This window comes from Devosia sp. P1_H9 (assembly GCF_056405135.1).
Map to the genome: position 1 here is coordinate 241,010 of NZ_JBFUCQ010000001.1, position 26,021 is coordinate 267,030.

Sequence of the window (26,021 nt, forward strand, 5' to 3'; positions counted from 1 at the left end):
GTACGCCGGAAGATGGTGGGTTGGAGCGGTGGTCTCGCCGCTCTAGCCTGAAGCCACGACGTCGCTCCCGTAAACGGCAGAAGCCGCTAGCACCCGCGACCCGCACCCCCCCTTATCCCCGCCCCCTCACCCTCCCGCATACTCCGCTGTTGTCCCACCACAGCAGGAACCCCCGATGCGCCTTCCCCCCATCGATCCGCCGCACCACGACACCGGCCCCGTGCCCCATCTCCACCGCCCGGCCCGCGAAACCATCCCGCACACCACGCACGACAAGGCCGCGCTCTATCTCGTCATCGCGCCCCACATCAGCGCGCTCGCCGATGAGCTCTGGGCCCTCACCATGAAATCCTCGGGCCTTGCCGCCGATCCGGCGGTGATCGCGCTCGCCGCCCGGCTGCTGCGCGAGGCCCAGCGGCTGCTGCGCGGCGAGCCCGGCGCCGGCCACATCGGCCTCGTCTTCGCCCCGCCCATGCTGCTCCACGCCCTCGCGCTCGGCATGCGCCAGCTGGCCCGCGCCGTCGCCGGTTTTCGCGAGCGCTACTACGGCCACAACCCGCTCACCGGCGGCGACGCCTGGGCCGTGTGCGACGCCTTCGGCAACCCCGACCCCCGCTGGCTCGGCCCCCGCGCCCTCACCAGCCTCGATGGCGAGATCAGCGACCTCAACCTGATGACCGCAGAAATCATCCGCACCCACCTGCTCCGCCTCGCCGGCCACAGCAAGACCCCGCTCCCACCCAACCTGCAACGCCCCAACCCCGAGGACGACCCGGAAGCAGCCGCCGCCAAGCCACCCGAACCGCCTCCGACGCCCACCAGTACCACCCGCTATGACAACCGCCGCCGCCAGGTCCGCCTCGTCCGCCAAACCGTCCGCCGCACCCTCCCGGCAGCCCCGCGGACCTGAGTCGGCACCGACGGCCGGAGCGGTTGGCTTAATCGCGTCCACTAACGGCACTCTTGCAGGTGTGAGCGTCTCCTCCCCCCTTGCGGGGGAGGGACAGGGTGGGGGGTACGTTTCCCGCACCAGCCCATCCCCAGCTCGGTTCAGTAGCCACAAACAAAACTTATCCCCGCTCCCGCCGCCCCCATTACCCTCCCCTCACCTGCTCGCGCCGGGACGGAATCGCGAACGAACGATGCGCGGGTGGGGATCGGGTGGAGTGCGGGTCGCCGTGCTCCAGGCCCAAATCCGGCCGGCCGGGCTGCACCACAGCCAAGCCGCCAGCAAACGCCGGGCGGGTCCTGTGACGGACCTGCCGATGGCCAGGCGCCCGGTCACACGGGAGCCCGGACCGGTCTGTCTGGAAACGTCCGGGGCTTGCCCCGAGGATCTGGATCGGCAGGCTCGGAGCCGAGGTCAGGCGATGCGGCATCGGGATGTCCCGAAGCCCGCCGGAGATAAGCCCAAAACCCCGATCGGCCGGCGAGGCGATGCCTCGCACTAGCATTGCGGACTACCGCCCGAGGCAAAGCCTCGCCGGCCCCGTCCCCCTGCCCGCATCCCCCGAGGCCCACGGCCGTCGGGCGCTCCGGCACGTCCTTCCCCCGCCCACGCTTCCGCGCTACCCTCCACTCGATCGAGGCGAAACCCTCAGCCATCGCCTCGCCGGGAGGCGCCGATGGGCACTGCAGAAGACGCGATCATCGCCGAAGTCGAGGCGTTCACGGCGGCCTGGAACCTCGCCGATCCGCAGCGCGCTGCCGCCTTCTTCACCGAGGACGGGGTTCGTGTCGGCGCCTTCGGCGATCAGCAGCGCGGCCGCGCCGAGCTCGCCGCCGCCTACAAGAAGCTGTTCGAGGGGCCGATGGCCGGCGCCGCCATTCACCAGCAGCGCGGCACGGTGCGGCTGCTGACCCCCGATCTCGCCATCTGGCAGGGCGGCATCGAAGTCACCGGCCCCGGCGGCGCCCCGCTCAAGGGCCATGTCGTCCAGGTGATGAAAAAGGTCGGCAACCGCTGGCTGGTGCTCGAGGCCCACCCAAAATTCTTCCCGCCCCGCCCAAGCTGACCGCTGCCGCTCAACTGAGGCGCCCCCTCACCCCTGCTCGATCGTCAGCGTCCCATGCGTCCGGTCCTCGATCGTCTGCAGCGGCAGGCTCAGCCGGAACTCCTCGCCTTCGGGATGATAGATGGCGAAGCGAAACCCCTTCTGCAGCAGCGCTTCCACCTCGTCCTGGGTGAATTTCGGGTGCCGCGTGGTGCGGCCGTTGAGGGCAATCGTGTGTCTGGGCATGGCGCGTCTCCGGCATATGTTCTCGTTTCGTTCTAGACATGAGGCCATTGCCGAGTCCACTCCCCTGCACCGGATTTTGCGCCCGCCGCTCCGGCCTTCACCACTCCGTGACTCCGCATTGCGTCGCCGCCCGCCGGCTCCTAGCCTTCGGCGCTCATCCAGAGAGGAGGCCCGCATGCGCAACCCGTTCGTCGTCGCCGCCCTGTCCCTGCCCCTGGTGCTGGGCGGGCTCGCCCTCGGCGCCCTGCCCGCCGACGCAGCCGGGCACACCGTCACCATAGCGGGGCACAAGTTCTCCCCCGCCAAGCTCACCGTCGCCGCGGGCGACACCATCACCTTCGTCAACAACGACAGCGCCCCGCACACCGCCACAGCCAAGGACGGCGCCTTCGACACCGGCCGCCTATCGACCGGCGAGAGCGCCACCGTCACGGTCGCCGCGGCCGGGGCACACGCCTACATCTGCAAGATCCACCCCTCGATGAAGGGAACCGTGACCGCGAAGTAACCGGCTCGTCGCCGCACCGCGCAACCATTCGAAATCTTCATCCCAGCCATCAACTCCACTCCGTTGACTGCCCGGGCGCCGCCGCCGATCATTGCGCAATGCTCGACGATGAACGCCCCGCACCCGATCCGCGCTCGAACGGCGGCCCGCCGCTCGACGACTCTCCGCGTCCCTGGGGCGCAAATGGCATCGGCAATTACTTCGAGTGGAAGGCCGCCAGCGAAAAGGCCTTCAACGACGTGCCCTACGACATCGCCGTGATGCGCGCCCGCCGCGCCGACGCCCTCGGCCTCACCTACCGCGAATACACGCTCGAAATCCTCGAGCGCGGCCGCTACCTCAGCGCCGAGGCCGACGCCGACCGCATCGCCGAAATCAAGCGCAAGCGCCCCATCCCGTACTGAGGCTCGGCGATGGCCTTCAGCGGCGCACGCCTTCGGCCGTCCCGCAGCAACCTCTTATTCCCGTCGCACCGCCGTCGGATACTCTCCCGACGTTCGACCCATCCCGAGAGCATCCATGCCTTCACCACCCTACCCCCTACCCCCCGGCAGTCTTGGCTCCTGCACGCAGCAGTTCTATGAGTGTGCCGCGATTTAGCCCGCTTTCCGGCGTTGCTGATCCTCAACAAGAACAACAAGGCCATCCGGAGCCCGCCCATGATGCGCACCGCCCTTCTCGCCCTCAGCCTGCTCGCCGCCAGCCTGGTGGCCATGCCCGCCCAGGCCGCCTCGCGCGGCACGGCCCGCGCCTCGGCCGATATTCCGGTGCGCAGCGGCCCCGGCGCCGGCTACCGCACCATCGGCACGCTCGAAAAGGGCGCCCGGGTCCAGCTGCTGCGCTGCACCCGTGAGTCCAACTGGTGCCTGTTCCTCGATGCCGACGGCGAACCCGGCGGCTGGGTCCGCGGCTCCTACCTCGTCGGCTCCGGCGCCAAGCTCGAGGTCACCCCGCACAGGTTCCTCGGCTTCGATCCGCTCGATCCGCTCGATCGCTGTGAGGGCAGCTTGTTCTGCCGGTGAGGCGTTTGCGGCCCGCCACAAAGATGAACGAATTGCGCTGACGGCGCCAAATAATTCTACCTAAACAAGGGTTTCAGCTTCGGTTCAGGCACTTCCTTCTAACTTCACGGTCAAGGCAGTGATGCCAACCCTGAAAAACGAAGGAAACCGAAGATGTCTTTCCGCGCTCTGAAGACCGCCGCCCTCGCCACCCTCGTCGTCGTCGCCACCGCCGGCGTTTCGATGGCTGCCCAGTACGCCTGGGTCGACAACAACGCCAAGGTGAAGAAGCATCACCAGCTGGCTTCCCAGACCGTCAACTGGGTCCAGGAAGGCCAGAAGGTCAAGATCATCGGCCAGTGGAACAACTGGTACAAGATCCAGATCCCGGGCCAGGATGGCTGGGTGAAGTCCGGCGTGCTCGATTTCAACCCCGGTCCGTTCCCGGGCCCGTTCCCCGGCTACGGCTATGGCTACGGCAGCTCGTTCTGCATCAACGGCCAGAACGCCTCGTTCTGCCTGAGCGGCGGGTACTAAGCCCCACGGACCATCGGGTCCATGCAGCGCGCCCCCGGTTTCCGGGGGCGCGTTTCTGTCAGGGGGTTTCAGGCTGCGTTCAGCTTGGCACTGTTAAACCTCATGACAAGGCAGCGATGCCGCAACAGACTCCAAAGGATCCCATCATGTTCATCAAGAGCATCAAGACTGCAGCCCTCGCCACCGCCATCGTGATTGCAACCGCCGGCGCCTCCCTGGCCGCCACCTGGGCCTATGTCGATCACGACGCCAACGTCCGGAAGAACCACAGCAACGGCTCCGTCGTGGTCAATAACGTCGATGAAGGCGATAAGGTCAAGGTCATCGGCCAGTGGAACAACTGGTACAAGCTGCAGATCCCGGGCCCGGACGGTTGGGTCCGCGCCAACGTGATCGATTTCGACTACTACGATGATGATGACTACTACCCGACCAAGCCCGGCTACGGCTTCGGCAGCAACTTCTGCGTCGAGGGCAAGAACGCCCAGTTCTGCCTCGGCACCAGCTACTGATCTTCATCCGACGCAAGTCGGGCCGATCCGAAGCGCTCTCGGGACCTCCCCCGGGGGCGCTTTCGTTTACCGGCCGTTAGACATACCCGAAGCTGGCGCCGCAGCTTTCCGCCAGATCGCGAGTTTCTACCCAAGGGAGGAACCCGAAATGTCCCTGCTTCGAGCCGCTCTGTGCCTTTCCGCGACGTTTGCCGCCCTCGCCTTCGCCCTCGTTCCCGCCGCTGCCGGTGGAGTCGTCGCGTCCGCTGCCGTCAACGTCCGCGTCGGCCCCGGCGGTGGCTATCCGGTCGTCGATGTGCTGGGCGCCGGTCAGCCGGTCCGCATCAACTACTGCCAGGGCCCGTGGTGCCTGATCCGGCAACCCGGTCCGGACGGCTGGGTCGATGCCAACTATCTCACCACCCCGCGCCACTACGCCAAGCACGGCTACGTGGAGAACGTCGATCACAAGAGCCCCTCCTATGCCGGTGGCTACTATGGCGGCGAACGCTTCTACGACGACTATTCCTTCCTCGAGCGGCCGCATAAGCGCTACCGCAGCTACGATTTCTACGGCGGCATCATCTGCATCCATGGTGACTACGCGAAAGTCTGCCCCCGTCGCTGATCGTCGCAGCGCCGCACATAGCTCGTCGATGCCAGCTCCCGCCGCCTCGACCTCGGGATCGCCGTTCATTTTCAGTTCAGGAAACCCGGCGCAGGTTCGCCGCGTTTGGGGACAGTTACGACAAAGATTTCTCCTGAAAGGAGCCCCCTCATGCCCCTCAATCGTCTGGCCCTCGGCGTCACCAGCGCCCTCTTTGCCCTGGCCGGTGGCATCACCGCTGCCAGCGCCGCCAGCGCCTATGCCTCAAGCACCGTCAACGTCCGCTCAGGCCCGGGCACGGGGTACTCGGTGGTGGACGTGCTGCGTCGCGGCCAGCGGGTCGAGGTCGACTACTGCAGGGGCTCCTGGTGCCGCATCGAGCAGCGCGGCGCCGATGGCTGGGTCAACGCCAATTTCCTCAACGCCGACCGCTACGACGACGACGATCGCTACTACGACGATTACGACGATGACTACTTCGATGATGGCTTCTATCTGGAGCGGCCGCGCTATCGCTACCGCTACCCATTCTATCGCAGCCAGGCCTGTTTCGGCGGCTCCAACGCGTCGTTCTGCTTCAGCAACTGACCCGCTTGCCGGGCGTCGTGGCGCGGCCTATCTAGGTCGCACCACACAGCGCCCGGTGCCCCATGGCTACGCAGCAGATGAAGCCTTACGTGAAGCTCGCCTCGACCCTCGCCAGCGTGGGCCTGGGCATCTTCTTCATCGAGCGCTTCGGCCTCTCCGAGCTGCAGAAGAACGGCACAATCCACATCGACGGCACGATCCTGTCGCTCATGGTGCTGGCGCCGATCGTGCTGGTCATCGCCGGCGCGATCGTCTTCATGGTCGGAAAAATGCGCCGCCTCTGATCCTCCCCCGCGTGGCGGGGGAGGGAGACCACCCGAAGGGTGGTGGAGGGGGCGACTGCAGATGCCGTCCCCCGGCTCTACTCGACCCTTAGCCGCTCAACGTCGATGCCACGCGCCAGCAGCGGCTCCCGCATGCGCCGCCCCAGGAACTCGTTGATCCCGTAGAGCGCCACGGCAGCCACCAACAGGACGATGCCGAAGCCGCGCGTGCCTTCCTCGGTGCCGATCGCAATAGCCGCCAGCACCGCCGCGGCGCCGCCACCCAACAGGATGTACCACTTGCGCTCCGCCTGCACCCTGAGATTTCGGGCGCTCGACAGCAGCAGGTCCTTGAGCTCCAGGTCACCCATCGCCGCCAGTTCCGAGCCGCCGCCCTCGCGCCGGATCGTCTGGATATAGGCCTCGACCCGCCGCTCGATCACCTCCTGCCGCTCGGCATCGCGCCGCCCACGGAAGAAGTAGCTGCCGACAATGCCGATCAGCCCCAAAACCAGCGCGATTTCCAGCAGCACAACCATGGCCAATCCCCTTCCCGGAGCGTCAGCGCCCATCGCTCATCAGATGTCCCCGGGGGTTCGACGATTCAAGAAGTTGCCCGGAAACTTGTCCCGACAATCGCCACATCCACAGAGCGACACCTCCCCCTCTGACGGGAGGATGGGTCGGTGGCCGGAGCCACGATGCCGCATCAAGCCGCCGCCCTCGCGCCCCTCGGCAGGTGCCCGCTCAATGCGGCGGCGTCTCCTCCTCTGCCGCCGTCGCCGCAGTCTTCCTCCCCACCTGGCTCAGGTGCCGCTCCCGCGCCATCACCACCAACCCGGCGCCGACGATCACCGCCGCGCCGACCAGCGAGATCGGGTCGATCAGGTGCCCGAACACCTGGTAGCTGAGGAAAATGCCCCATGGCAGCGAGAAGTAGCTGAATGGCTGCAGCGTGCTGGCCGGTGCCCGCGACAGCGCCACCATCATCAGCCCATGCGAGGCCGTCGAAGTCACCATCACCAGCGCCATCTGCAGCGTCGCCGTCAGATCCATCGGCTGCCAGAAGAACACGCCGGTCGCGGTCGTCAGCGCCAGTCCGATCACCCCGACATAGACCATGCTGGTCGCGGTCGTATCGACGCTCGACACCTTCCGCGTCAGCGCGATGTAGACCGCGTAACTCGTCGCCGACACCAGCGCGAACAACACCCCGCCGTCGATCGGCAACCCACCCGGCCGGATGATCACCAGCGCCCCGCAGAACCCGGCAAACACCGCAACGATCCGGAACACTCCAACCCGCTCACCGAGGATCGGGATCGCCACCAGCGTCGCCAGCAGCGGGTAAACCAGCGTGATCGCCTGCAGCTCCGCCAGCGGTACGGTTCGCAACGCCACTGCGAACGTCCAGATATCGACCACCAGCAGCAGCGCCCGCAGCCCTTGCAGCCATGGATATTTCGAGCGGAACGCCTGCTTCAGCGGCCCCTGCCGGCTCACCAGTACCAGGGAAAACGCCGCGAACGCCCAGAAGCGGAGCATGGCGATCTGAAACGGCGAATGCGTCTGCACCAGCGTCTTGGACACTGCGTCCTGCACGCCGAAGATCACGATGGCGAGGAGAGTAAGGCCGATAGCGAGCGCGACATTGTCGGCTCGGCGGCGGGGTTGCCCGGTTGTGGGCTCAGTCATGGAACGAACTCTGCAGAAGTCAAATGCCCCGGGCCTGCGGCTCGGGGCAAGAGGCGGGAACTAAGTGAGCAATCAGCTGCTGCTCTTCATCGTGGCGTTCTTGATCAGCCCGGCGATCGTGGTCAAGAGACCACCACCGACCAGACCGGTCAGGCCCTGCCCGGCGAGTGCGCCGATGTCCATCCCACCCGTACCGGCCGCCGCCGCAGCCGTACCGACGAGACCGGATAGCCCGGGGATCATGCCCGCCAGCCAGGTGCCGAGCCAGCCGCCGATCGCGCCCGCGATCGTATTGCCCACCGGCCCGAGATTAACCTGCTTCAGCACGGCCGCGATGCCGTTACCCCCCACGCCGCCGCCAATCAGTTGAACGAGAATCGGAATAATTGCTTCCATTTGGACGCTCCTCAGATCCAGCTTTTGGAAGCCGAGTGGCCCCCAACTCGCAATTGCGACGATACGCCCGATCGTGGAGAGTCGGTAGTCACCAACGCGCACCTACTTGAATGAATGGGGGAAATCTCGCCGGGCCAAAGTTCTCGCGGTTCAAACCTGCGGTTTTTGCTTGCCGTACGTCACTCATCATTGCCCTCAACTTGCCGATGCGGCACCGCAGCGCCATCAATTGAAGCGGGCCACGCGAAGCCCTATCTTTCGCCTCGACTCATGACATCAGCACCCGAACATTCCCCGGCCGATCTCAGCCGCGTCGCCCCAAAGATTGCGCTCGTCACCGGAGCTGCCGACCGGGTCGGCGCTGCCATCGCGCGCCGCCTCGCCCGCGACGGCTGGGCCGTGATCATCCACTACCGCTCATCGGCCGAAAAAGCCGAAGCCGTGGCCGCGGAAATCCGGGCCGCCGACATTCGCGCCGGCGGCGGCAAAGCAGCGACCATCGGCGCCGACCTCGCCGACCGCGCCCGCCGCGCTACACTCATCGCCGATGCTGCCAAACACTTCGGCCCACTCACCCTGCTGGTCAACAACGCCTCGAGCTTCGAGCGCGATTCCGTCGCCGATCTCGACGAGGCTCTTTGGGACGCGCACTTCGCCGTCCACGCCGAGGCACCGGCCTTCCTGTCGCGTGATTTCGCCGCCCAGCTTCCCGAGGGCGCCTCCGGCAACATCATCAACATCATCGACGAGCGCGTCCTCGACCTGTCGCCGGCCTTCTTCAGCTACACCCTGTCGAAGTCCGTGCTTTGGATCATGACCCGCACCCTAGCCCAGTCGCTCGCCCCCCGCATTCGCGTCAACGCCATCGGCCCCGGGCCCACGGTGCCGCCGCCGCATGTCTCGTCCGAAGCCCACCTTCGCCGCCTCACCGAACTGCCACTCGGCCGCGCCGCCGGCCCCGATGGCATCGCCGACGGCGTCGCCGCGATCCTCAGCCTCGATTCGATGACCGGCCAGATGATCGTCCTCGATGGCGGTGAGCATATCGAATGGCCGGCCCGCCGCGGACCGACCCCGAGGCGCAAATGACCGACACGTCTCCTCCGCTGCACGGCGCCGAAGTTATCAAGAGCTTCGTCAAGACCCTGCCCGCGTCGCCCGGCGTCTACCGGATGTTCGATGCGGCCGGCGAAGTCGTCTATGTCGGCAAGGCGCGCAACCTCAAGGCGCGCGTTACCAACTATACGCGCCCCGAAGGCCTCGATATCCGCATCCGCCGGATGATCGAAGCCACCGTCAACATGGAGTTCGTGCGCACCGAGACCGAGGCCGAGGCACTCCTGCTCGAAGCCAACCTGATCAAGCGCCTGAAGCCCCGCTTCAACGTGCTGCTGCGCGACGACAAGAGCTTCCCCTACATCCTCATCGCCACCGAGCACGAAGCCGCCGAGCTGAAGAAGCATCGCGGCTCCCGCCGCATCAAGGGCCACTATTTCGGCCCCTTCGCCTCGGCATTGGCGGTCAAGCGCACCATCACCGCGCTGCAGCGCGCATTCCTGCTCCGCACCTGTTCGGACAGCTTCTACAAGGCCCGCACCCGCCCTTGCATGCTGCACCAGATCAAGCGCTGCTCGGCCCCTTGCACCGGCGAAATCTCGATCACCGACTACAACGAACTGGTCGAGGAAGCCCGTCAGTTCCTCTCCGGCAAGTCGAAGTCCGTCCAGGACCACCTCGCGGCCGACATGAACGTCGCCGCGGAAGCCCTTGATTTCGAGCGCGCCGCCCTGCTCCGCGATCGCCTCTCGGCCCTGGCCCTCGTCCAATCGCAAGGCGACGTCGCCTCGAAATCCGTCGAGGAGGCCGACGTCTTCGCCATCGGCCACGAAGCCGGGCAATTCTGCGTGCAGGTGTTCTTCTTCCGCGCCTACCAGAACTGGGGCAACCACGCCTTCCGTCCGCGCGCCGACGCCTCGCTCTCCGATGCCGAAGTGCTCGAGGCCTTCATCAGCCAGTTCTACGAAGACCGCACCCCGCCCAAGCAGATCCTGCTCTCGCACGAACTCAGCGAGAAGGATCTGATGGAAGAGGCTCTCTCCGCCCGCGCCGGCTCAAAAGTCTCGATCCAGACCCCGCAGCGCGGCGAGAAAAAGGACCTGGTCCAGCACGCCCTCAACAATGCCCGCGAGGCACTCGGCCGTCAGTTGGCGGAAGGCGCGACACAGAAGACCCTGCTCGAAGGCGTCGCCACCCTCTTCGGCCTCGACGAGCCGCCGCGCCGCATCGAGGTCTACGACAACTCCCACATCTCCGGCACCAACGCCGTCGGCGCCATGATCGTCGCCGGCGAAGAGGGGCTGAACAAGAAGTACTATCGCACCTTCAACATCCGCTCGACCGACATCACCCCCGGCGACGATTTCGGCATGATGCGCGAGGTGCTGACCCGCCGCTTCACCCGCCTCGCCAACGAGAGCGAGCCCGAGGCCGAGGACGAAAACACCGGCATGCCGGATTGGCCCGACGTCGTCTTCATCGACGGCGGCGCCGGCCAGCTCAATGCAGTGCGCGAAGTGATCGCCCAGTTGAACCTCCAGAAGGAGGTCATCTTCATCGGCATCGCCAAAGGCGAGGAGCGCGACGCCGGCCGCGAAAAGTTCTTCATGGAAGGCCGCGAGGCCTTCATGCTCCCCCACCGAGATCCTGTCCTCTACTACGTCCAGCGCCTCCGCGACGAAGCCCACCGCTTCGCCATCGGCACCCACCGCGCCAAGCGCAAGAAGGACATCATCAAGAACCCGCTCGACGAAATCGAAGGCATCGGCCCGACGAGAAAGCGCGCCCTGCTCCAGCGCTTCGGCAGCGCCAAAGCGGTCGGCCGCGCCGCCCTCGCCGACCTCGCCGCCGTCCCGGGCGTCTCCACCCAACTCGCCCAACAGATCTACGACCACTTCAACGGAAGCTAGTGAACCACCGGCCCCATCTCCCCCATGCGGGGGAGAAAGCGAGTTCTTAGGCCCTTCGCCAAGTCTTAGAAATCGCCAGAGAGGGGACCGTTCGGGTTACGACTCAAGTAACTCGCGTACCCCCAAAAACAAAAGGCGCCCGATGGGCGCCTTCGTTCATCTCATCGCTGAGAACGCTGCTTAGTTGACCGCAGTACGGGCAACGACCTTGATGTCGTCGCGGGTGATGCCGAGGTCGCGGAGCTGGGTGTTGCTCAGCTGCGAGAGCTCACGGACGGTGCGGTTGTAGGCGGCGAACTGCGAAAGCTTCTGACGGATGTTCATTTGGTTTCCCCTTCTGTTTGGTGACGCTGATATATGCCCGCCAACCCGACCCAACCAGTAGGGTATTTCGCACCCGAGCTATGCACGTTGCGCATGGTCGATTAACTGCTGTTAAGTTTCCGTTCAGACTCATCCATCCAGCCCGCGCGCCGGGCATCTCCGGGTGGAAACCTGTTCAGACACCATTCACCATCATGGCGTTAGCAGGGCGCCAACGAGGCCTGGGGATCGAACCTGCCATGCGTCTGACGCTCATCGCATTGCTCGCCACCACCGCCGCGACCCCCGCCCCGGCCGACGCTATCACCTACAAAGGCACGCTCGGCACCCTCCCCATCATCGTCGAGTTCTCGTCCAATCCGGCCGAACCCGACGAGCTGTTCGTCGGCCGCTATGCCTACATGAACAAGGGCATCGACATCCCCCTCGATGCGGTCAACTTCGAGCCCGGCCGGTTTGATCTCGCCGAGGAACTGTCCTGCGACGAGACCAGTTGCGACAACACCGCCGACGACACGCCGCCCGCCCCGCGGCTCGGCGCCAAATGGCACCTCGAAACCGCCGGCACCCGCCTCACCGGTACCTGGGCCGGCAACGGCAGGACCCTCCCGATCAGCCTCGAAGCCGTTGGCTCCCGCTCGTTCGAGTACGACCCGCCGCTGACCGCCGACAGCCTCGCCAGTGTCTACTACGGCTTCTTCGCGTCCGACGCCCGCCTGACCGCGGAGACCGACCCCTATGACTGGGTCAAGCTCGATGTGCCACTCGAATACTCGGCCGAAACCACCTGGGGCGACTCGGCTTTCCACTACGCCACCGACCCCCGCACCATGTTCCCCTATCCCCGCGTTATCAGGGCCGGCGACACCGACGTCAGCCTCACTAACGCGCACCTCCGGTCGAACCACTTCGCCATGAGCGCCGACGCGCTGAACTGCCCGGCCCACGCCTATCTCGGCCTCGGCTGGGACCCAATAAGCGCCCACTCGATCGACACCCTTGCCGGCTACGAAGACGAGACCGTCACGGTCACTTACCTCTCGCCCAGCGTCATGACGTGGATCGAAGCCGGCAGCCTGTGGTGCGGCGGCGCCTACCCGGAGAACCACGCGCGCTACTACAACCTCGATGTCGCAACCGGTGAGTTCCTCGACCTGAGCCGCATCTTCAAGGGCTGGGTCTTCAATCAGGGCGCAGAGATCACCGCCGATCAGGAAGAGGCCAGCCACGATCCGCTCGACTACCGCTGGGGACCCGATGCGGCTCTCGCCGAGTTCATCCGCACCCATCACACCACGACTGAAGCTGACGCCGAGTGGGAAAAGGAATGCGGCATCGACGACGTGATCGCCACCAACCTCCGCATCAGCTTCGAGCAAGGCGACATGGTCCAGTTCCGGGTAGGCGACCTCCCCCATGTCGCCGGGGCCTGCGAAGGCACCGTCTACACCGCCCCGATCACCGAACTCCGCGAATTGCTGGCACCCCAGGCGGCCGACTACTTTCCGGTCCTCAGGAACTAGACCGCCGCGGCACACCGTCAGTAGCCCACAGGCGTTTCGTCACGGCGGGCACGCGCAACCCGGTGTTGCCCATCACCACTCATTTGTGCTTGTTCCTCCGCCAAGTCGCCCCGCCGACGTGAGACGAGGATACGATCTGATGCCTACGGAGGACCGCAAACTCCTGCTTCGCGACCTGACGCGGGACCTGCTGCTTGCCGGCCGCCTATGGCGCAAGATGGCGCGCGCCGCCGCCGCCAAGCACGGCGTCTCCGAAGCCGCCTCCGCGCCCCTGATCTGGATCGACCGCCTCGGCGAGAATGTCCGCCAGAACGCCCTAGCCGACGCCATCGGCATCGAGGGCGCCTCGCTAGTTCGCCTGATCGACGAGCTGCAGGCCTCCGGCCTCGTCACCCGCGAGCCCGACCCCAACGACCGCCGCGCCAACGCCGTCTCGCTCACCGCCCGCGGCCGCGAGGTCGTCGCCAAGGTCAACGAGGACGTCATGACCCTCCGCCGCCAGGTGTTTGCCGACCTCGACCAATCCGACTTCGAAGCCACCCTCCGCGTCTTCGCCGCCATCAAGGCGGCCGCAAAGGACGGCTCAGAGCAATAGTATTCGACGAACGGACTAACGCTCCCTCGTGACAAGTCGGAAAAGCTCGGCTACAAACCCGCCCATGAACCTTCGCGCCGCCTATTCGTATTGGTATTTTACCACCGGAAGCCGCTGGCAGCCGAAGGGGCGCGTTTGACGTAAAACACCAAACCGAGATTTCCCAAAAAGCCGCCAGATCACCTGGCGGCTTTTTTGTCGCCGGTGCCCAGAACCCCGAGGAGCCGACGAAATGCTGAAATCCACCGACGACCTGCGCATCAAACAGATCCGCGAACTCCGATCGCCCGAAGAGGTGATCGGCGAGTTCCCGCGTACAGATGCGGCCACCCGCACCGTGCTGAGCTCTCGCCACGCGCTCCACAACATCCTCCACGGCACTGACGATCGCCTCGCTGTCGTCGTCGGCCCCTGCTCGATCCATGATCCGAAGGCCGCGCTCGAATACGCCCGCCGCCTCGCCCCGGTCCGTGAGCGCCTCGCTGGCAGCCTCGAGATCGTCATGCGCGTCTATTTCGAGAAGCCCCGCACCACCGTCGGCTGGAAGGGCCTCATCAACGACCCCAACCTCGATGGCAGCTTCGACATCGACAACGGCCTGCGCCTTGCGCGTTCGGTGCTGCTCGAGATCAACAATCTCGGCCTGCCCGCCGGCTCCGAATTCCTCGATATGACCACCCCTCAATACTTCGCCGACCTCGTCTCCTGGGGCGCCATCGGGGCGCGCACCACCGAGAGCCAGGTGCACCGCGAGCTCGCCTCGGGGCTGAGCTGCCCGGTCGGCTTCAAGAACGGCACCGACGGCAATGTGCGCATAGCGCTCGACGCGGTGAAATCCGCAAGCCAGCCGCACCATTTCCTGGCAGTGACCAAGTCCGGCCACTCCGCCATCGCGGCGACCACCGGCAATGACGACTGCCACATCATCTTGCGCGGCGGCAAAGTGCCGAACTTCGGCGCCGAGAGCGTCAATGCGGCCTGCCTCGAGGCCGAGAAGGCCGGCATCCGCCCTGCTGTGATGATCGACGCCAGCCACGCCAACTCGTCGAAGAACCCGGAGAACCAGCCCTTGGTTCTGGCCGACGTCGGCGCGCAGATCGCCGCCGGCGACAAGCGCATCGTCGGTGTCATGGCTGAGTCGAACCTGGTCGCCGGCCGCCAGGACCTCGTCCCCGGCAAGGAACTGGTCTACGGCCAATCGATCACCGACGGCTGTATCGACTGGGACTCGACGGTCACGGTACTCGAAAAGCTCGCTGAAGCGGTGGAAACCCGCCGCCGCGTCACCGGCCAGTTGGTAGCGTAGCCCACTGAGACAGACGGCCCCCTCCCATCCTCCCCACAAGGGGGAGGCGCGGCATCCCGTGTTTGGCAGCCGCCTCGACCCTTCACCTCCCCCTTCATGGGGGAGGCCGGGAGGGGCCGTCTCTATCCGTAGCGCTCAATCGTCCCCTCAACCCTCTCCTTGACCCCGCCACGCCGATAGCGTCTTCTTCCGACATGCAAATTCCGCCGCAACTGATGACGCTTCCCAACCAGCTGACTATCGGCCGCATCCTGGCGATTCCGGTGATCTGCCTGTTCCTCGTCGCCGGCTGGGATTGGCTGCGCTGGATCGCCCTGCTGCTCTACATCGCCGCCGCCGTGACCGACTGGCTCGACGGCTTCCTCGCCCGGCAGATGAACCTCAACTCGGCGCTCGGCAAGATGCTCGACCCGATCGCCGACAAGCTGCTGGTCGGCGCGCTGCTCATCACCTTCGCCTGGACCCGCGATCTCAACGGCTGGGACCTGATCCCGGCCATCGCCATCATGCTGCGCGAGATCTTCGTCTCCGGCCTCCGCGAGTACCTGGGCAACCGCTCCATCTCGGTCCCAGTCACCTTCCTCGCCAAGTGGAAGACCACGGTCCAACTCGTTGCGCTCGGCCTGATCATTGCCGCCCCGATGCTGCTCGGACTGGGCTTCATCAGCCATCTGTTCCTGTGGATCGCCGGCGGACTCACGGTCTGGACCGGATGGGAGTATCTTCGCTCCACTTGGCCGCATCTCTCGGGACCCGAGCTATGAAGATCCGCTATTTCGCCTGGCTCCGCGAACGGCTGAATCGCGGCGAGGAAGATGTCTCGCCGCCGCCAGAGATCCTCACCGTAGGTGACCTGATTCAGTGGCTGAGAAGCCGCGACGAAGCCGCTGACCTGGCGATGCAAAAGCCGAACCTGATCAAGGCTGCCCTCGACACCGAAATCGTCCCGCATACCGCCCTGATCGCCAACGCCAAGGTCATTGCGCTCTTTCCCCCGATGACCGGCGGCTGATCATGTCGGTCCGGCTGCAGGAAGCGCTCTTCGATCCCGGCGCCGAAACCAACGCGTTCCTTGAAGCCGCAGCCGGTGCGGGCGCTGCCGTCACTTTCACCGGCCTCGTCCGTTCTCGCCCCGATGATCCCGTCAGCACCCTGACGCTCGAAAGCTACCCCGAACTGGCCGAAGCCCAGATCAGCAAGGCTATCGCCGAGGCCGTCACCCGCTTCGGCCTGATCAAGGTCTCGGTCATCCATCGCTACGGCCGCCTCGTCGTCGGCGAGCCGATCGTCCAGGTCATGACCCTCGCCCCGCACCGGCAGGCCGCCTTCGACGGCGCCTCGTTCCTGATGGACTACCTGAAAACCGACGCCCCCTTCTGGAAGAAGGAGGCGACACCCGACGGCGACCGCTGGGTCGAAGCAAAACAAGAAGACGATGCGGCACGCGATCGTTGGAGGAAGAATGACTGAAGCCCGCCCGCCCTTCTCGCTCGTCGGGATCGACCACGTTGTTTTCATCGTCGACGACCTCGCCAAGGCGACCAAATGGTACGCCGACGTGCTCGGCTGCCAGCCCGGCTATTCCTACCCCACGCTCGGCATGGAGCAGGTCTGGTGCGGCGCGGCGCTAATCGTCCTGTGGGACATCACCCACCCCGGCGCCGCTTCGGCCGTTCCGCCGATCAAGGGCGGCCGCAACGTCGACCATGTCTGCATCGCGCTCAGCCCCTTCGACGAGCACGAGATGCGCGCCCATCTGAGCAGCCACGGCGTCAAAATCGAGCGCGAGGCCCTGCACGGCGGCGCCCGCGGCATGGGCAACTCATTCTACGTGCTCGATCCATGGAGCAACAAGCTCGAGCTCAAGGGACCGGCGGTCTACCCGGATGGCCGCGATTGGGGAAAAGAGGCGAAATGATCAGCGATAGCGACCTGAGACACCTCGTCCGAGCCGTCGATCTTGCCGAAGCGGCGCTCGCAACCGACAACGATCCGTTCGGCTCGGTGCTGGTCTCCGCCGATGGACGTGTGCTGTTCGAGGACCACAATTGGGAATCGACAGGCGACGGCACCCGGCATCCCGAGATCGACATCGCCAAATGGGCAGCGGCCAACATGACCCCCGAGGATCGGGCCACCGCGACGGTCTACACGTCCGGGGAGCACTGCCCGATGTGCGCGGCGGCCCATGCCTGGGTGGGGTTGGGCCGCATCGTCTACGCCGGCTCATCCGAGCAGCTCGGCCACTGGCGAGCGGAAGTCGGAGCATCTGCCTCCCCGGTCGCGGCCCTGCCGATCAACGCCGTGGCGCCGGGCCTGCCTGTCGAAGGACCGGAACCGAGCCTGAGCGCACGCTTGCGGGAACTGCACCATCGCCGGGCGGCCGCGAAGGCCGGCCGGGCGGGCTAGCCACGGGCCCAAACAAAAAGGCCCGCTCAGCGAGCGGGCCTTTGAAATCACCTGAGCCGCGACCTCACTCGGCCGCAACCTTCTTTGGCGTCACCGCTTCGGTGTACGCATTGATCAGCGTCGTGCAGGCCTTGGCCGGCTTGAACTTGAACTCGCCAACTTCCGAAACCGGGGTCAGTTCGGCGGCGGTACCGGTCAGGAAGCACTCGTCGTAGTTCGCGAGCTCTTCCGGCTTCATGTGCCGCTCGATGACCTTGTAGCCGTTTTCCTTGGCCAGCCCGATCACCGTCTGCCGGGTGATGCCGTTGAGGAAGCAATCCGGGGTCGGCGTATGGATCTCGTCGCCCTTGACGAAGAACACGTTGGCGCCGGTCGCCTCGGCGACATAGCCGCGATAGTCGAGCATCAGCGCGTCGGCATAGCCATTGGCCATGGCCGCGTCCTTCGACAACGTGCAGATCATGTAGAGGCCGGCCGCCTTGGCCGACGACGGGATGGTCTCCGGGCTCGGGCGTTTCCAGCGGCTCCACTCGAGGCGGATGCCTTTCAGCTTCTCCTCGACGGAGAAATAGCTCGGCCACACCCACGAAGCGATCGCCAGGTGCACCTTGTTGTTGCGGCCGGGAACCGACAGTTCCTCGGAACCACGCCAGGCGATCGGCCGGACATAGGCATCGACCAGACCGTTCTTTTCGAGCACCAGACGCTTGGCCGCTTCGATCTCGTCGACCGAGTAGGGAATAGTGAAGTCGAGCGTCTTGCCGCTCTGGATCAGCCGCTCGGTGTGCAGGCGCGACTTGAAGATCTCGCCGCCATAGGCCCGCTCGCCTTCGAACACCGCGCTGGCATAGTGCAGCCCGTGCGTCAGCACGTGGATCTTGGCGTCCTTCCAGGGAACCATCTGACCATCAAACCAGATCCAGCCTTCGCGCTGGTCCATCGGCAAGCCTGCCATCTTCATCTCCCACTCGTCTGGTGCGGCCCTTGGGGTCCGCCGTGTTATTGCCTGTGATCCTGCCCCACCGGCTTGCTATTGGCAAACCGGAACGGCTTTGGGATAAGGCAAAGAGCTGTGTTTTCGATGGGGTGATGATGGCATCGGGCAAAATAAATGTCAACAAGGCTGACATAAATTTGGCGCAGGCCGACGATCCGGCCATGCCGCTCGACGTCATGGGTTTGTTTTTCTTTGCTTATCGGGACTTCGTTGGCGATGCTGATGCATTGCTTGAGCGACAGGGTTTCGGTCGCGCGCACCACCGGGTGCTCTATTTCGTCAATTTGAAGCCCGGCATGCCCGTCGCCGACCTGCTCGATATCCTCAAGATCACCAAGCAGAGTCTTGCCCGCGTGCTGCGCCAACTGGTCGACAACGGCTATGTCGAACAAAAAACCGGTGAAAGCGACCGCCGCCAGCGCCTGCTCTACGCCACCGAAAAAGGCCGCGCCTTGTTCGAAACCCTCTCCGCCACCCAAACCAGCCGCATCGAAGCCGCCATCGCCGCCCTCCCCCCGGAAGGCAAGCGCACCGTGCTCCGGTTCTTCGTCGGCATGGTGGAGCCGGATGACCGTGGATTGCTGGATCGGCTGAAGCTGACGGAAGAGCTTTAGCCCCCGACTAAGCTCCCGGCTGCCGGTACCCGACCGCTTGGGCACGTCCAAGCGCCGCCAAGGTCTCCTCGACCGTCAGCAACGGCGTCGTCTCGAACTCCGAACACGCACCGCCGCCCCCGATGGCGATGGCCACCGCCGCCATGGCGACGTTGTCGGGGGCTTCCCACAGGTTGTAGCCGTCATGTGGGCCGAACGCGTACCAGAATCCGTGCAGCTTACCGCCGACGGACCCGATGTACTTGCGCGCGGCCTCACGGCGATCCTCGGGATTCTTGGTCAGCCGCGCCCAAGTTTCAGGCGTGTAGCTGAAGCGTGTCAGATAGAGTGCCATGGCTGAGCTCCTCCGCTCTTCCCCAAAAACACCCCACCCTACAGCCGTTGGCAGGCCACGGGTATTGGCGAACTCAGCAGAGCCGCTGGCCGTTCGGCACGCCACGCTCGACGGCCGCCAGCACGATCGCGCCGTTCTCGTCCTCGAACCCCAGCGTCAGCACTTCGCTGCGCACCGGGCCGATCTGGCGCGGCGGGAAGTTGACAACGGCCATGACCTGGCGGCCGACCAGCGTCTCCGGCGTGTAGTGCACCGTGATCTGCGCTGAGCTTTTCTTCACCCCTATCTCCTGACCGAAATCGATCAGCAGAATATAGGCGGGCTTCCTGGCCTCGGGGAAAACTCGGGCTTCGATAATCGTGCCGACGCGGATGTCGACCTGCTCGAACTCCGCATAGGTGATCTCAGCCATCAGTTCGCACCGACCTTATTGGGAGCCGAGGCGGCCGTCAGGCCCGCCCGAGCTCTTCTGATCGCTGGCGCGCCGCACGAACGGCACGATCGAGCAGCGGCTCGAGCCCATCCGGCGCCATCAGCACCTGCAGCGCTGCGTAGGTAGTACCCTTGGGCGAGGTGACATTCTCGCGCAGCGTTCCGGCCGGTGTCGGATCGGCGTCCATGAGCGCTGCAGCGCCAGTCACGGTCGCCCGCGCCAGCTGCATCGCCTGCTCGTCGTCAAAACCCTGCCGGCGCGCCGCCGCGGCCAGGGCCTCAACCATATAGAATACGTAGGCCGGGCCCGACCCGGAGACGGCCGTAACGCCGTCGATCTTGGCTTCGTCGTCGAACCACATCACCTGCCCCGCCGCGCTCAGCAGCGCATCGGCGGTCAGCCGGTCCTCGTCGCTTATGGCGAGGCCAACTGCGCCGGTGATGCCGCGGCCGACCTGCGCCGGCGTATTCGGCATGGTGCGGATCACCCGGTCGGTCTGCAGTCCCTCGGACAGGCCGACCAGCGAAATCCCGGCTGCGATCGACAGCACCAGCGTATAGCTGCCCACCACCGGCTGGATCTCGGCCATCACCTCATAGATCACCTGCGGCTTGACCGCGATGACCAGCACATGGGTCAGGACGCCGATCGGGCTCGCCTGCAGGCGAACGCCGTGCTGCGCGGCAAACTGCGCTGCGTGCTCGGACGGCTGCGGATCGCACAATACCAACCGATCCGGCGGCAGCCCGCCGGCAATCCAGCCGCGGGCCAGCGCCAGGCCCATCTTGCCGGCCCCGACCAGAACGACGGGGCCGATATCTGATAAATTCAAGCTTCGCCTACCGTTTCGAACATGACCTGGCTGAGTGCCTCGGAGGCGCCCTTGCCAGCCCATATCACGAACTGGAACGCCTGATAGTAGAGATCGCAGCTGTCGGTAGCCGAGCGCAGCAGCGCCTCGCACTGCGCCGCGCTGACCTCCGCCCCGCCGGTCAACAGATGCGAATTGCGGAACAGCACCACGCCTTCGTGGTTCCACATGTCGAAATGCCCAATCCACAGCTGCTCGTTGATCAGCGAGATCAGCTGCTTCACTTCCGTCCGGCGCGTATCCGGCACCTTCAGGTCGAACGCCGCCGCAATGTGCAGCGACTCGAGGTCTTCCATCCAGTTGAAGGAGACGTGGTAGTCGGCCCAGTTCCCGCGCACCGAAATCGAGATCTCATCGGCGTCCTGCCGCTCGAAGTTCCAATCGTTGATCGAAGCAATGTGTTCGATAATGTCGACCGGATGCACCGTGCGGTCCGGTTCCAGTTCCAGAAGATGTGCCATTGGCTGAGCGTCCCATTGGGCGAAACGTATGAAGGCCGGCCGGTCATTCCCGGTCCTACGCGTTACTTGCAAAGAACTCGCACGCAGAAGGCCTACGAATCGTCCCTATGGAGGAACGCTACACTGGCGCCCCGATTCCGGGGATTGTGCCGCCAGAGCCATCCAAGGCTTTCTTCTGTGGATGATCCGGCTCGAAGGGTTAACAGGGTCTTAACTGCCCGAGTCTGTCCCCACCCGATTTGGCTGATTTTGGGACATCGCTGCTGGCGCGACTCGCGCTAGAATGCGCGGCCCGCATGACGAAGCTGTCATGTGCCGGAGTAGGCTCCGAAGCCTCAGAACAGCCCGTCAGCTCCAGCCCATCCCGTCCGGATCGGCTCAGCCCATCTCGGGAACCCGTTGGCAATCGCCTGCTGGGCCGCTGCCTCGAAGTCATAGGCAACTGCGCGCAGCGCCGCCGACCAATTGCCGCCGTGCCGCTCGAGCACCGCATAGCGCGCGTCCGGCGCTCCGTAGTTGATCTGCAGCCCGACCGAACCCGGATTGACCACCATCCGCCCGTCTCGCAGCCGCACGACCCGCGACACGTGTGTGTGGCCGCACAGCAGCACGGGGAAATCGAGCCCGTTGGCCTTCGCCGTGACCTCGGCCTCGCCGGGCATGGTCACGGTGCGGTCGGTCCACCATGCGTCGAGCCACGGCTCTTCATCGCTCCGTGCCGTGCCGTGGCACATGAAAACCTCGCCCTCGATGTCCATCGTTGCCGGCAGACTCTTTAGGTATTCGCGGTGGACAGGCTTCATCAGCTCGTCCGCGTAGACATCGACGGGCGCCCGCTTCCTGGAGCCGGGATCGATCATCCAGCGGTCGTGGTTGCCGACTACGGTCGGGTAGTTCCGCTCGATCAGCATGTCGCCGGTGCCGACCGGGTCCACCGGACCGGCCAGCAGGTCGCCGAGGTTGATGGTGACATCCACCCCGACCATGGCGATATCGGCTTCCACCGCCTCCAGCGCCGGACGGTTGCCGTGAATGTCGGAGATCACTGCGATTCTCATGCCACCACCGTCCCCAGCAATTGCGGCCTCGAAAAGACTAAAGCCCCAAAGACTACAGCCCCTTGGGGCTCGCCCACCCCCAGGTCAGCGCCTCCGCCCATTTCGGGTAGCCGCGATCCAGCGCCTGCTTTGCCGCCGTTGCGTGGTCATACGCAACCGCGCGCAACTCCGTATTCCACCCGCTACGACGCTTCTCGACGATGGCGTAGCGCGCATCCGGCGAGCCGATCTCGAACGGCAGCCCGACACTCCCCGGGTTCACCACCAGCCGGCCATCGGCGAGGCGCAGGCTGCGCGGCACATGTGTATGCCCGCACAGCAGCACCTCGTGTTCGAAGCCATTGGCCTCGGCCTCGATGTAATCCTTCGTCAGCAGCGACGATATTCCGCCCACCATGCCGTCCATGAACGAGGCGTTGTCGTCGCGCGGCGTGCCGTGGCAAAGGAACACGTCCTGCTCGAACACCCGCGTCGCCGGCACGGCAGCGAGCCACGCGTGCTGCCGCTCGTCCAGCATGCCGCGCACCAGCGCGTCGATGTGCCAATCCTTCTCGCGGCCATCGGTGATGTAACGGTCGTGATTGCCGCGCACCGCGGGCATATCGAGCTCGATGAAGCGATCGGCCACGCCGGTCGGATCGCTCGGGCCGCTGAGGAAATCGCCCAGCGCCACGGTCGCCTCGACGTTCTGCCGGGCGATATCGTCCAGCACGGCATCCAGCGCTTCGAGGTTGCCGTGGACGTCGGAAAGAACCGCGATCCTCACTTCGACTTGAGGCTCTCGACTGCCGCCTTCAGATCCTTGATCTCGGTGCTCTGGGCCTGCACCAGTTCGCGCAGCGCGTCGTAATCCTCGCGCTTGACCAGGTCCATGTCGGCCACCAGCCGCTCGAGCTGCGATTTCACGGCCGTCTCGATCTCGCGGCGCACCCCGTCAGCGACGCCGGCGGCGTTGTTCATCAGCTTGCCCAGCTCGTCGAATATCTTGCCACCCTGGATCATCGTGTATCCTCGCCTTCACGGTTTTCAGCTCGATATCTAGGCTGCCGTCCGCGCCTTGACCAGAGCATGGCGGAGGCTAAAAGGTCTCAGCCTGTCCACAGGAGCCGCGGCGCGTGCCCTTCCCCAATATCGATCCCATCGCCTTCGCCATCGGACCAGTCGTCGTCAGGTGGTATGCGCTGGCCTATCTCGTCGGCGTCCTAGGTGGCGCGGCCTACGCCACTACGCTGCTGCGCCGGCATGGCCTGTGGAAGGACAACCGCCCGCCCTTCGAGCCGGCCGCGATCTGGGATTTCGCCTTCTGGGCCGTCATCGGCATCATCATCGGCGGTCGCATTGGCTACGTGCTGTTCTACAACCTGAGCTTTTACGCCGCGAACCCGGGCGAGATCATCGCGCTGTGGGACGGAGGCATGAGCTTCCACGGCGGCCTCGTTGGCATCATGCTGGCCATGGCGCTGTTCGTGCGCTCGAAGGGCGGCAACATCCTCTCCGGCATGGACCTGCTCGGCGCCATCGGCACCATCGGGCTGTTCCTCGGCCGCGTCGCCAACTTCATCAATGCCGAGCTCTACGGCGCGCCGACCACCCTGCCCTGGGCCGTGGTGTTCCCCACCGATCCGGAGCAGCTGCCGCGCCACCCGAGCCAGCTCTACGAAGCCCTCCTCGAGGGCGTGCTGCTGTTCATCGTCATCCGCGTCGCCACCAACCATCTCGGCGCACTGAAGAAACCCGGCCTCGTCGCCGGCATCTTCGGCATCGGCTATGCGCTCAGCCGCATCTTCGTCGAATTCTTCCGCCTGCCCGACGCGCAGATCGGCTACCTCTATGGTGGCTGGCTCACCATGGGCATGGTGCTAAGCCTCCCTATCCTCGTCGCCGGCATCGCCCTCATCATCTACGCCATGAGGCCCGCCCGTGGCTGATACCCGCTCCCTCGGCGAAATCATCGACATGCAGCTGAGCCAGACCGGCCCGATGTCGCTCGCCACCTATATGAGCCTTGCGCTGACCCATCCGCGCTCCGGCTACTACACCGGCACCGATCCGCTGGGCGCCAAAGGCGACTTCATCACCGCTCCCGAGATCAGCCAGATGTTCGGCGAGCTGGTCGGCTTCTTCATCGTCAATCTCTGGCAGCAGCTCGACCAGCCGCGCAGCTTCACCCTGCTCGAACTCGGCCCCGGCCGCGGCACCCTGATGCAGGACGCCCTGCGCGTCGCCGCCAAGGCCGACGGGTTCCTCGATGCCTGCCACCTGCAGCTGTTCGAGACCAACCCGGCGCTCAAGGCGCAGCAGGCCGAACGCCTCAGCCAGTACAACCCGTACTGGGCCGATGAAGTCGATGCGGTGGCGGACGACCCGATCTTCGTCGTCGCCAACGAGTTCTTTGATGCCCTGCCGATCCGCCAGTTCGTCAAGGCGCCCGATGGCTGGCACGAACGCCAGATCGGCCTCCGCGACGGCAAGCGCGCCTTCGGCCTGTCACCCACGCCCATCCCCGACAGCGCCATGCCGCCCGAACTTGCCTCGGCCCAGCTTGGCGAAACCTACGAAGTCAGCCTCGCCGCCGCCGACATTGTGCAAAAGCTCGGCAAGCGCATCGCCGCGCAGAAGGGCGCCCTCCTCGCCATCGACTACGGCTACGCGGCCACCCAGACCGGCGAGACCCTGCAGGCCGTCCGCAAGCACGCCTTCGCCGATCCGCTCGATGCACCGGGCGAGATCGACCTCAGTGCCCATGTCGATTTCGGCGCCCTCGGCAAGGTCGCGGCGGAACTCGGCCTCACTGTTGAAAAGCTGTCCACCCAGCGCGATTTCCTCGGCGGCCTCGGCATCGTCGAGCGTGCGACGGCACTGGTGAAATCCAATCCCAACCAGGTCGACGCCATCGCCGCGGCCCTGCGCCGCCTTGTCGACAGCACCGAGATGGGCACCCTGTTCAAGGTGTTCTGCGCCCATTCCGGCAACATCGAGCCTATCGGTTTTCCGCAATGAGCATGCCCTTCGAAACCAGCCGCGCCCTCGAGCGCATCCCCGGCATCCGTCACGGCTTCTTCGGCCGGCGCGGGGGCGTGTCGACCGGCGAGTTCTCCTCGCTCAACGTCTCGCTCTCGGCTGGCGACAAGTTGAATCACGTCATGGAGAACCGCGCCCAGATCGCTGGTATCCTTGGCTTTTCACTGAGCCAGCTGGTGACGTTGAAGCAGGTCCACTCGGTCACCGTGCTTGAAGTCACCCGCCAGCCTAACCCCGACGACATCCCCGAGGCCGACGCGTTCGTCACGCGCGTCCACGGCCTGGCGCTCGGCATCCTCACCGCCGACTGCACCCCGATTCTCTTCGCCGACCCCGAGGCGCGCGTCATCGGTGCGGCGCACGCTGGGTGGAAGGGCGCCACCGGCGGCATCGCCGAGGCGACCGTCGCTGCCATGGTCGATCTCGGCGCCCGCCCCGATCGTATCGTCGCCGCCATCGGCCCCACCATCTCGGCCAAGAACTACGAAGTCGGCCCCGACTTCACCGCCGACCTGCTGCGCGATCATCGCGACGCCGAAAACCGCATCACCAAGCCGAACGGCGGCCGCGAGCACTTCGATCTCCCCGGCTTCGTCTTCGACCACCTCATCGCCGCCGGCGTTGGGCTGGTGGACGACCTCGGCATCTGCACCTACGCCGAGCCCAAGAAGTACTTCTCGCACCGCTATGCGACGCACAAGGCGATCACCACCGGCCGGCAGCTCAGCGTCATCGGCCTGGGCGGGCTCTGAGCAGGATTCCTTCACCGATCCGTCACAAGGC

Annotated in this window: 37 protein-coding genes; 24 read left to right on the plus strand and 13 right to left on the minus strand. The window is 65.5% G+C overall.

Annotated elements, in window-relative coordinates; all coding sequences use genetic code 11:
* Window positions 1-175 precede the first annotated feature (175 nt).
* Together AC1DYL_RS01195 and AC1DYL_RS01200 are read left to right on the plus strand one after the other, a co-directional pair.
* On the plus strand, window positions 176-910 hold the full coding sequence (locus tag AC1DYL_RS01195) for a hypothetical protein (RefSeq protein ID WP_477171749.1): 735 nt from the start codon (window positions 176-178) through the stop codon (window positions 908-910).
* A gap of 715 nt (window positions 911-1,625) precedes the next feature.
* Window positions 1,626-2,015 (plus strand): SgcJ/EcaC family oxidoreductase, encoded by a 390-nt coding sequence (locus AC1DYL_RS01200; RefSeq protein ID WP_477171750.1) that lies wholly within the window; start codon window positions 1,626-1,628, stop codon window positions 2,013-2,015.
* A gap of 27 nt (window positions 2,016-2,042) precedes the next feature.
* Here AC1DYL_RS01200 and AC1DYL_RS01205 read toward each other — a convergent pair whose 3' ends face one another.
* A complete protein-coding gene (locus tag AC1DYL_RS01205; RefSeq protein WP_477171751.1) occupies window positions 2,043-2,240 on the minus strand; it encodes a hypothetical protein in 198 nt (65 codons plus the stop codon).
* Window positions 2,241-2,415: 175 nt separating this feature from the next.
* Between AC1DYL_RS01205 and AC1DYL_RS01210 the strand changes: the two genes are divergently transcribed.
* The 8 genes from AC1DYL_RS01210 (at window position 2,416) to AC1DYL_RS01245 (ending at window position 6,256) form a co-directional block, all read left to right on the plus strand.
* Window positions 2,416-2,748 (plus strand): cupredoxin domain-containing protein, encoded by a 333-nt coding sequence (locus tag AC1DYL_RS01210; RefSeq protein WP_477171752.1) that lies wholly within the window; start codon window positions 2,416-2,418, stop codon window positions 2,746-2,748.
* 98 nt (window positions 2,749-2,846) lie between these two features.
* Window positions 2,847-3,152 carry a hypothetical protein gene (locus AC1DYL_RS01215; protein ID WP_477171753.1) on the plus strand — a complete coding sequence of 102 codons (306 nt, stop codon included), beginning with the start codon at window positions 2,847-2,849 and terminating at the stop codon, window positions 3,150-3,152.
* A 255-nt stretch (window positions 3,153-3,407) separates the two neighbouring features.
* Complete coding sequence (locus AC1DYL_RS01220) at window positions 3,408-3,770, plus strand: SH3 domain-containing protein (protein WP_477171754.1); 363 nt, start codon at window positions 3,408-3,410, stop codon at window positions 3,768-3,770.
* Window positions 3,771-3,923: 153 nt separating this feature from the next.
* The gene (locus AC1DYL_RS01225) at window positions 3,924-4,286 is read left to right on the plus strand and encodes an SH3 domain-containing protein (protein WP_477148829.1); all 363 of its coding nucleotides are present in this window, start codon (window positions 3,924-3,926) and stop codon (window positions 4,284-4,286) included.
* Window positions 4,287-4,432: 146 nt separating this feature from the next.
* Complete coding sequence (locus tag AC1DYL_RS01230) at window positions 4,433-4,798, plus strand: SH3 domain-containing protein (RefSeq protein ID WP_477171755.1); 366 nt, start codon at window positions 4,433-4,435, stop codon at window positions 4,796-4,798.
* A 148-nt stretch (window positions 4,799-4,946) separates the two neighbouring features.
* Entirely contained in the window at window positions 4,947-5,405 is a 459-nt protein-coding gene (locus tag AC1DYL_RS01235; protein ID WP_477171756.1) for an SH3 domain-containing protein, read from the plus strand.
* Window positions 5,406-5,555: 150 nt separating this feature from the next.
* A complete protein-coding gene (locus tag AC1DYL_RS01240) occupies window positions 5,556-5,972 on the plus strand; it encodes an SH3 domain-containing protein (RefSeq protein ID WP_477171757.1) in 417 nt (138 codons plus the stop codon).
* Between the two features lie 62 nt (window positions 5,973-6,034).
* Window positions 6,035-6,256, plus strand: a complete 222-nt coding sequence (locus tag AC1DYL_RS01245) for a hypothetical protein (protein ID WP_477148825.1) — start codon at window positions 6,035-6,037, stop codon at window positions 6,254-6,256.
* A gap of 77 nt (window positions 6,257-6,333) precedes the next feature.
* Here the strand turns inward: AC1DYL_RS01245 and AC1DYL_RS01250 are convergent, their stop codons facing one another.
* From AC1DYL_RS01250 to AC1DYL_RS01260, 3 genes are all read right to left on the minus strand, one after another.
* The gene (locus AC1DYL_RS01250) at window positions 6,334-6,774 is read right to left on the minus strand and encodes a hypothetical protein (RefSeq protein ID WP_477171758.1); all 441 of its coding nucleotides are present in this window, start codon (window positions 6,772-6,774) and stop codon (window positions 6,334-6,336) included.
* Window positions 6,775-6,982: 208 nt separating this feature from the next.
* The gene (locus AC1DYL_RS01255; protein ID WP_477171759.1) at window positions 6,983-7,930 is read right to left on the minus strand and encodes a DMT family transporter; all 948 of its coding nucleotides are present in this window, start codon (window positions 7,928-7,930) and stop codon (window positions 6,983-6,985) included.
* Window positions 7,931-8,002: 72 nt separating this feature from the next.
* Window positions 8,003-8,326 (minus strand): hypothetical protein, encoded by a 324-nt coding sequence (locus AC1DYL_RS01260; RefSeq protein WP_055880671.1) that lies wholly within the window; start codon window positions 8,324-8,326, stop codon window positions 8,003-8,005.
* A 270-nt stretch (window positions 8,327-8,596) separates the two neighbouring features.
* Here AC1DYL_RS01260 and AC1DYL_RS01265 point away from each other — a divergent pair, with 270 nt between their 5' ends.
* On the plus strand, window positions 8,597-9,415 hold the full coding sequence (locus tag AC1DYL_RS01265) for an SDR family oxidoreductase (RefSeq protein WP_477171760.1): 819 nt from the start codon (window positions 8,597-8,599) through the stop codon (window positions 9,413-9,415).
* Window positions 9,376-11,292 carry an excinuclease ABC subunit UvrC gene (gene uvrC, locus AC1DYL_RS01270; protein WP_477171761.1) on the plus strand — a complete coding sequence of 639 codons (1,917 nt, stop codon included), beginning with the start codon at window positions 9,376-9,378 and terminating at the stop codon, window positions 11,290-11,292. The genes AC1DYL_RS01265 and uvrC overlap by 40 nt, the downstream gene beginning before the upstream one ends.
* A gap of 180 nt (window positions 11,293-11,472) precedes the next feature.
* On the opposite strand, the gene AC1DYL_RS01275 is transcribed toward uvrC, so the two are convergent.
* Entirely contained in the window at window positions 11,473-11,616 is a 144-nt protein-coding gene (locus AC1DYL_RS01275; protein WP_477148820.1) for a DUF1127 domain-containing protein, read from the minus strand.
* A 239-nt stretch (window positions 11,617-11,855) separates the two neighbouring features.
* Between AC1DYL_RS01275 and AC1DYL_RS01280 the strand changes: the two genes are divergently transcribed.
* From AC1DYL_RS01280 to AC1DYL_RS01315, 8 genes are all read left to right on the plus strand, one after another.
* Window positions 11,856-13,139, plus strand: a complete 1,284-nt coding sequence (locus AC1DYL_RS01280) for a hypothetical protein (protein ID WP_477171762.1) — start codon at window positions 11,856-11,858, stop codon at window positions 13,137-13,139.
* 139 nt (window positions 13,140-13,278) lie between these two features.
* Window positions 13,279-13,734: a MarR family winged helix-turn-helix transcriptional regulator gene (locus AC1DYL_RS01285; RefSeq protein WP_477148818.1), complete on the plus strand. Its 456-nt coding sequence runs from the start codon at window positions 13,279-13,281 to the stop codon at window positions 13,732-13,734.
* A gap of 232 nt (window positions 13,735-13,966) precedes the next feature.
* Window positions 13,967-15,040 carry a 3-deoxy-7-phosphoheptulonate synthase gene (locus AC1DYL_RS01290; RefSeq protein ID WP_477171763.1) on the plus strand — a complete coding sequence of 358 codons (1,074 nt, stop codon included), beginning with the start codon at window positions 13,967-13,969 and terminating at the stop codon, window positions 15,038-15,040.
* Window positions 15,041-15,255: 215 nt separating this feature from the next.
* Window positions 15,256-15,804 (plus strand): CDP-diacylglycerol--glycerol-3-phosphate 3-phosphatidyltransferase, encoded by a 549-nt coding sequence (pgsA, locus tag AC1DYL_RS01295; RefSeq protein ID WP_477148816.1) that lies wholly within the window; start codon window positions 15,256-15,258, stop codon window positions 15,802-15,804.
* On the plus strand, window positions 15,801-16,052 hold the full coding sequence (locus tag AC1DYL_RS01300) for a MoaD/ThiS family protein (protein WP_477148815.1): 252 nt from the start codon (window positions 15,801-15,803) through the stop codon (window positions 16,050-16,052). Before pgsA ends, AC1DYL_RS01300 begins: the two co-directional genes overlap by 4 nt.
* Window positions 16,053-16,054: 2 nt before the next feature.
* Window positions 16,055-16,510 carry a molybdenum cofactor biosynthesis protein MoaE gene (locus AC1DYL_RS01305; protein ID WP_477171764.1) on the plus strand — a complete coding sequence of 152 codons (456 nt, stop codon included), beginning with the start codon at window positions 16,055-16,057 and terminating at the stop codon, window positions 16,508-16,510.
* The gene (locus AC1DYL_RS01310; RefSeq protein ID WP_477148813.1) at window positions 16,503-16,958 is read left to right on the plus strand and encodes a VOC family protein; all 456 of its coding nucleotides are present in this window, start codon (window positions 16,503-16,505) and stop codon (window positions 16,956-16,958) included. The genes AC1DYL_RS01305 and AC1DYL_RS01310 overlap by 8 nt, the downstream gene beginning before the upstream one ends.
* Window positions 16,955-17,449 carry a nucleoside deaminase gene (locus AC1DYL_RS01315; RefSeq protein ID WP_477171765.1) on the plus strand — a complete coding sequence of 165 codons (495 nt, stop codon included), beginning with the start codon at window positions 16,955-16,957 and terminating at the stop codon, window positions 17,447-17,449. Before AC1DYL_RS01310 ends, AC1DYL_RS01315 begins: the two co-directional genes overlap by 4 nt.
* Before the next feature lie 64 nt (window positions 17,450-17,513).
* Here the strand turns inward: AC1DYL_RS01315 and AC1DYL_RS01320 are convergent, their stop codons facing one another.
* Entirely contained in the window at window positions 17,514-18,404 is an 891-nt protein-coding gene (locus AC1DYL_RS01320; RefSeq protein ID WP_477171766.1) for a branched-chain amino acid aminotransferase, read from the minus strand.
* A gap of 41 nt (window positions 18,405-18,445) precedes the next feature.
* On the opposite strand from AC1DYL_RS01320, the gene AC1DYL_RS01325 reads away from it, so the two are divergent.
* A complete protein-coding gene (locus AC1DYL_RS01325; RefSeq protein WP_477156591.1) occupies window positions 18,446-19,060 on the plus strand; it encodes a MarR family winged helix-turn-helix transcriptional regulator in 615 nt (204 codons plus the stop codon).
* Window positions 19,061-19,067: 7 nt separating this feature from the next.
* Here the strand turns inward: AC1DYL_RS01325 and AC1DYL_RS01330 are convergent, their stop codons facing one another.
* From AC1DYL_RS01330 to AC1DYL_RS01360, 7 genes are all read right to left on the minus strand, one after another.
* Window positions 19,068-19,394: a GYD domain-containing protein gene (locus AC1DYL_RS01330; RefSeq protein ID WP_477171767.1), complete on the minus strand. Its 327-nt coding sequence runs from the start codon at window positions 19,392-19,394 to the stop codon at window positions 19,068-19,070.
* Between the two features lie 73 nt (window positions 19,395-19,467).
* Window positions 19,468-19,809, minus strand: coding sequence for a tRNA-binding protein (locus tag AC1DYL_RS01335; protein ID WP_477172022.1), 342 nt, complete (start codon window positions 19,807-19,809; stop codon window positions 19,468-19,470).
* Between the two features lie 34 nt (window positions 19,810-19,843).
* Window positions 19,844-20,659: a pyrroline-5-carboxylate reductase gene (proC, locus tag AC1DYL_RS01340; protein WP_477148808.1), complete on the minus strand. Its 816-nt coding sequence runs from the start codon at window positions 20,657-20,659 to the stop codon at window positions 19,844-19,846.
* Entirely contained in the window at window positions 20,656-21,159 is a 504-nt protein-coding gene (locus AC1DYL_RS01345; RefSeq protein WP_477148807.1) for a type III secretion system chaperone family protein, read from the minus strand. Before AC1DYL_RS01345 ends, proC begins: the two co-directional genes overlap by 4 nt.
* 335 nt (window positions 21,160-21,494) lie before the next feature.
* Complete coding sequence (locus AC1DYL_RS01350; protein WP_477171768.1) at window positions 21,495-22,217, minus strand: metallophosphoesterase family protein; 723 nt, start codon at window positions 22,215-22,217, stop codon at window positions 21,495-21,497.
* 52 nt (window positions 22,218-22,269) lie between these two features.
* Window positions 22,270-22,983 (minus strand): metallophosphoesterase family protein, encoded by a 714-nt coding sequence (locus tag AC1DYL_RS01355; protein ID WP_477171769.1) that lies wholly within the window; start codon window positions 22,981-22,983, stop codon window positions 22,270-22,272.
* Window positions 22,980-23,219, minus strand: coding sequence for an accessory factor UbiK family protein (locus tag AC1DYL_RS01360; RefSeq protein WP_477171770.1), 240 nt, complete (start codon window positions 23,217-23,219; stop codon window positions 22,980-22,982). The genes AC1DYL_RS01355 and AC1DYL_RS01360 overlap by 4 nt, the downstream gene beginning before the upstream one ends.
* 113 nt (window positions 23,220-23,332) lie before the next feature.
* Between AC1DYL_RS01360 and lgt the strand changes: the two genes are divergently transcribed.
* From lgt to pgeF, 3 genes are read left to right on the plus strand one after another with little or no spacing between them, the layout of a single operon-like run.
* A complete protein-coding gene (lgt, locus tag AC1DYL_RS01365; protein WP_477156588.1) occupies window positions 23,333-24,145 on the plus strand; it encodes a prolipoprotein diacylglyceryl transferase in 813 nt (270 codons plus the stop codon).
* On the plus strand, window positions 24,138-25,217 hold the full coding sequence (locus AC1DYL_RS01370; RefSeq protein WP_477171771.1) for a class I SAM-dependent methyltransferase: 1,080 nt from the start codon (window positions 24,138-24,140) through the stop codon (window positions 25,215-25,217). The genes lgt and AC1DYL_RS01370 overlap by 8 nt, the downstream gene beginning before the upstream one ends.
* A complete protein-coding gene (pgeF, locus tag AC1DYL_RS01375; RefSeq protein ID WP_477171772.1) occupies window positions 25,214-25,990 on the plus strand; it encodes a peptidoglycan editing factor PgeF in 777 nt (258 codons plus the stop codon). Before AC1DYL_RS01370 ends, pgeF begins: the two co-directional genes overlap by 4 nt.
* Window positions 25,991-26,021 lie beyond the last annotated feature (31 nt).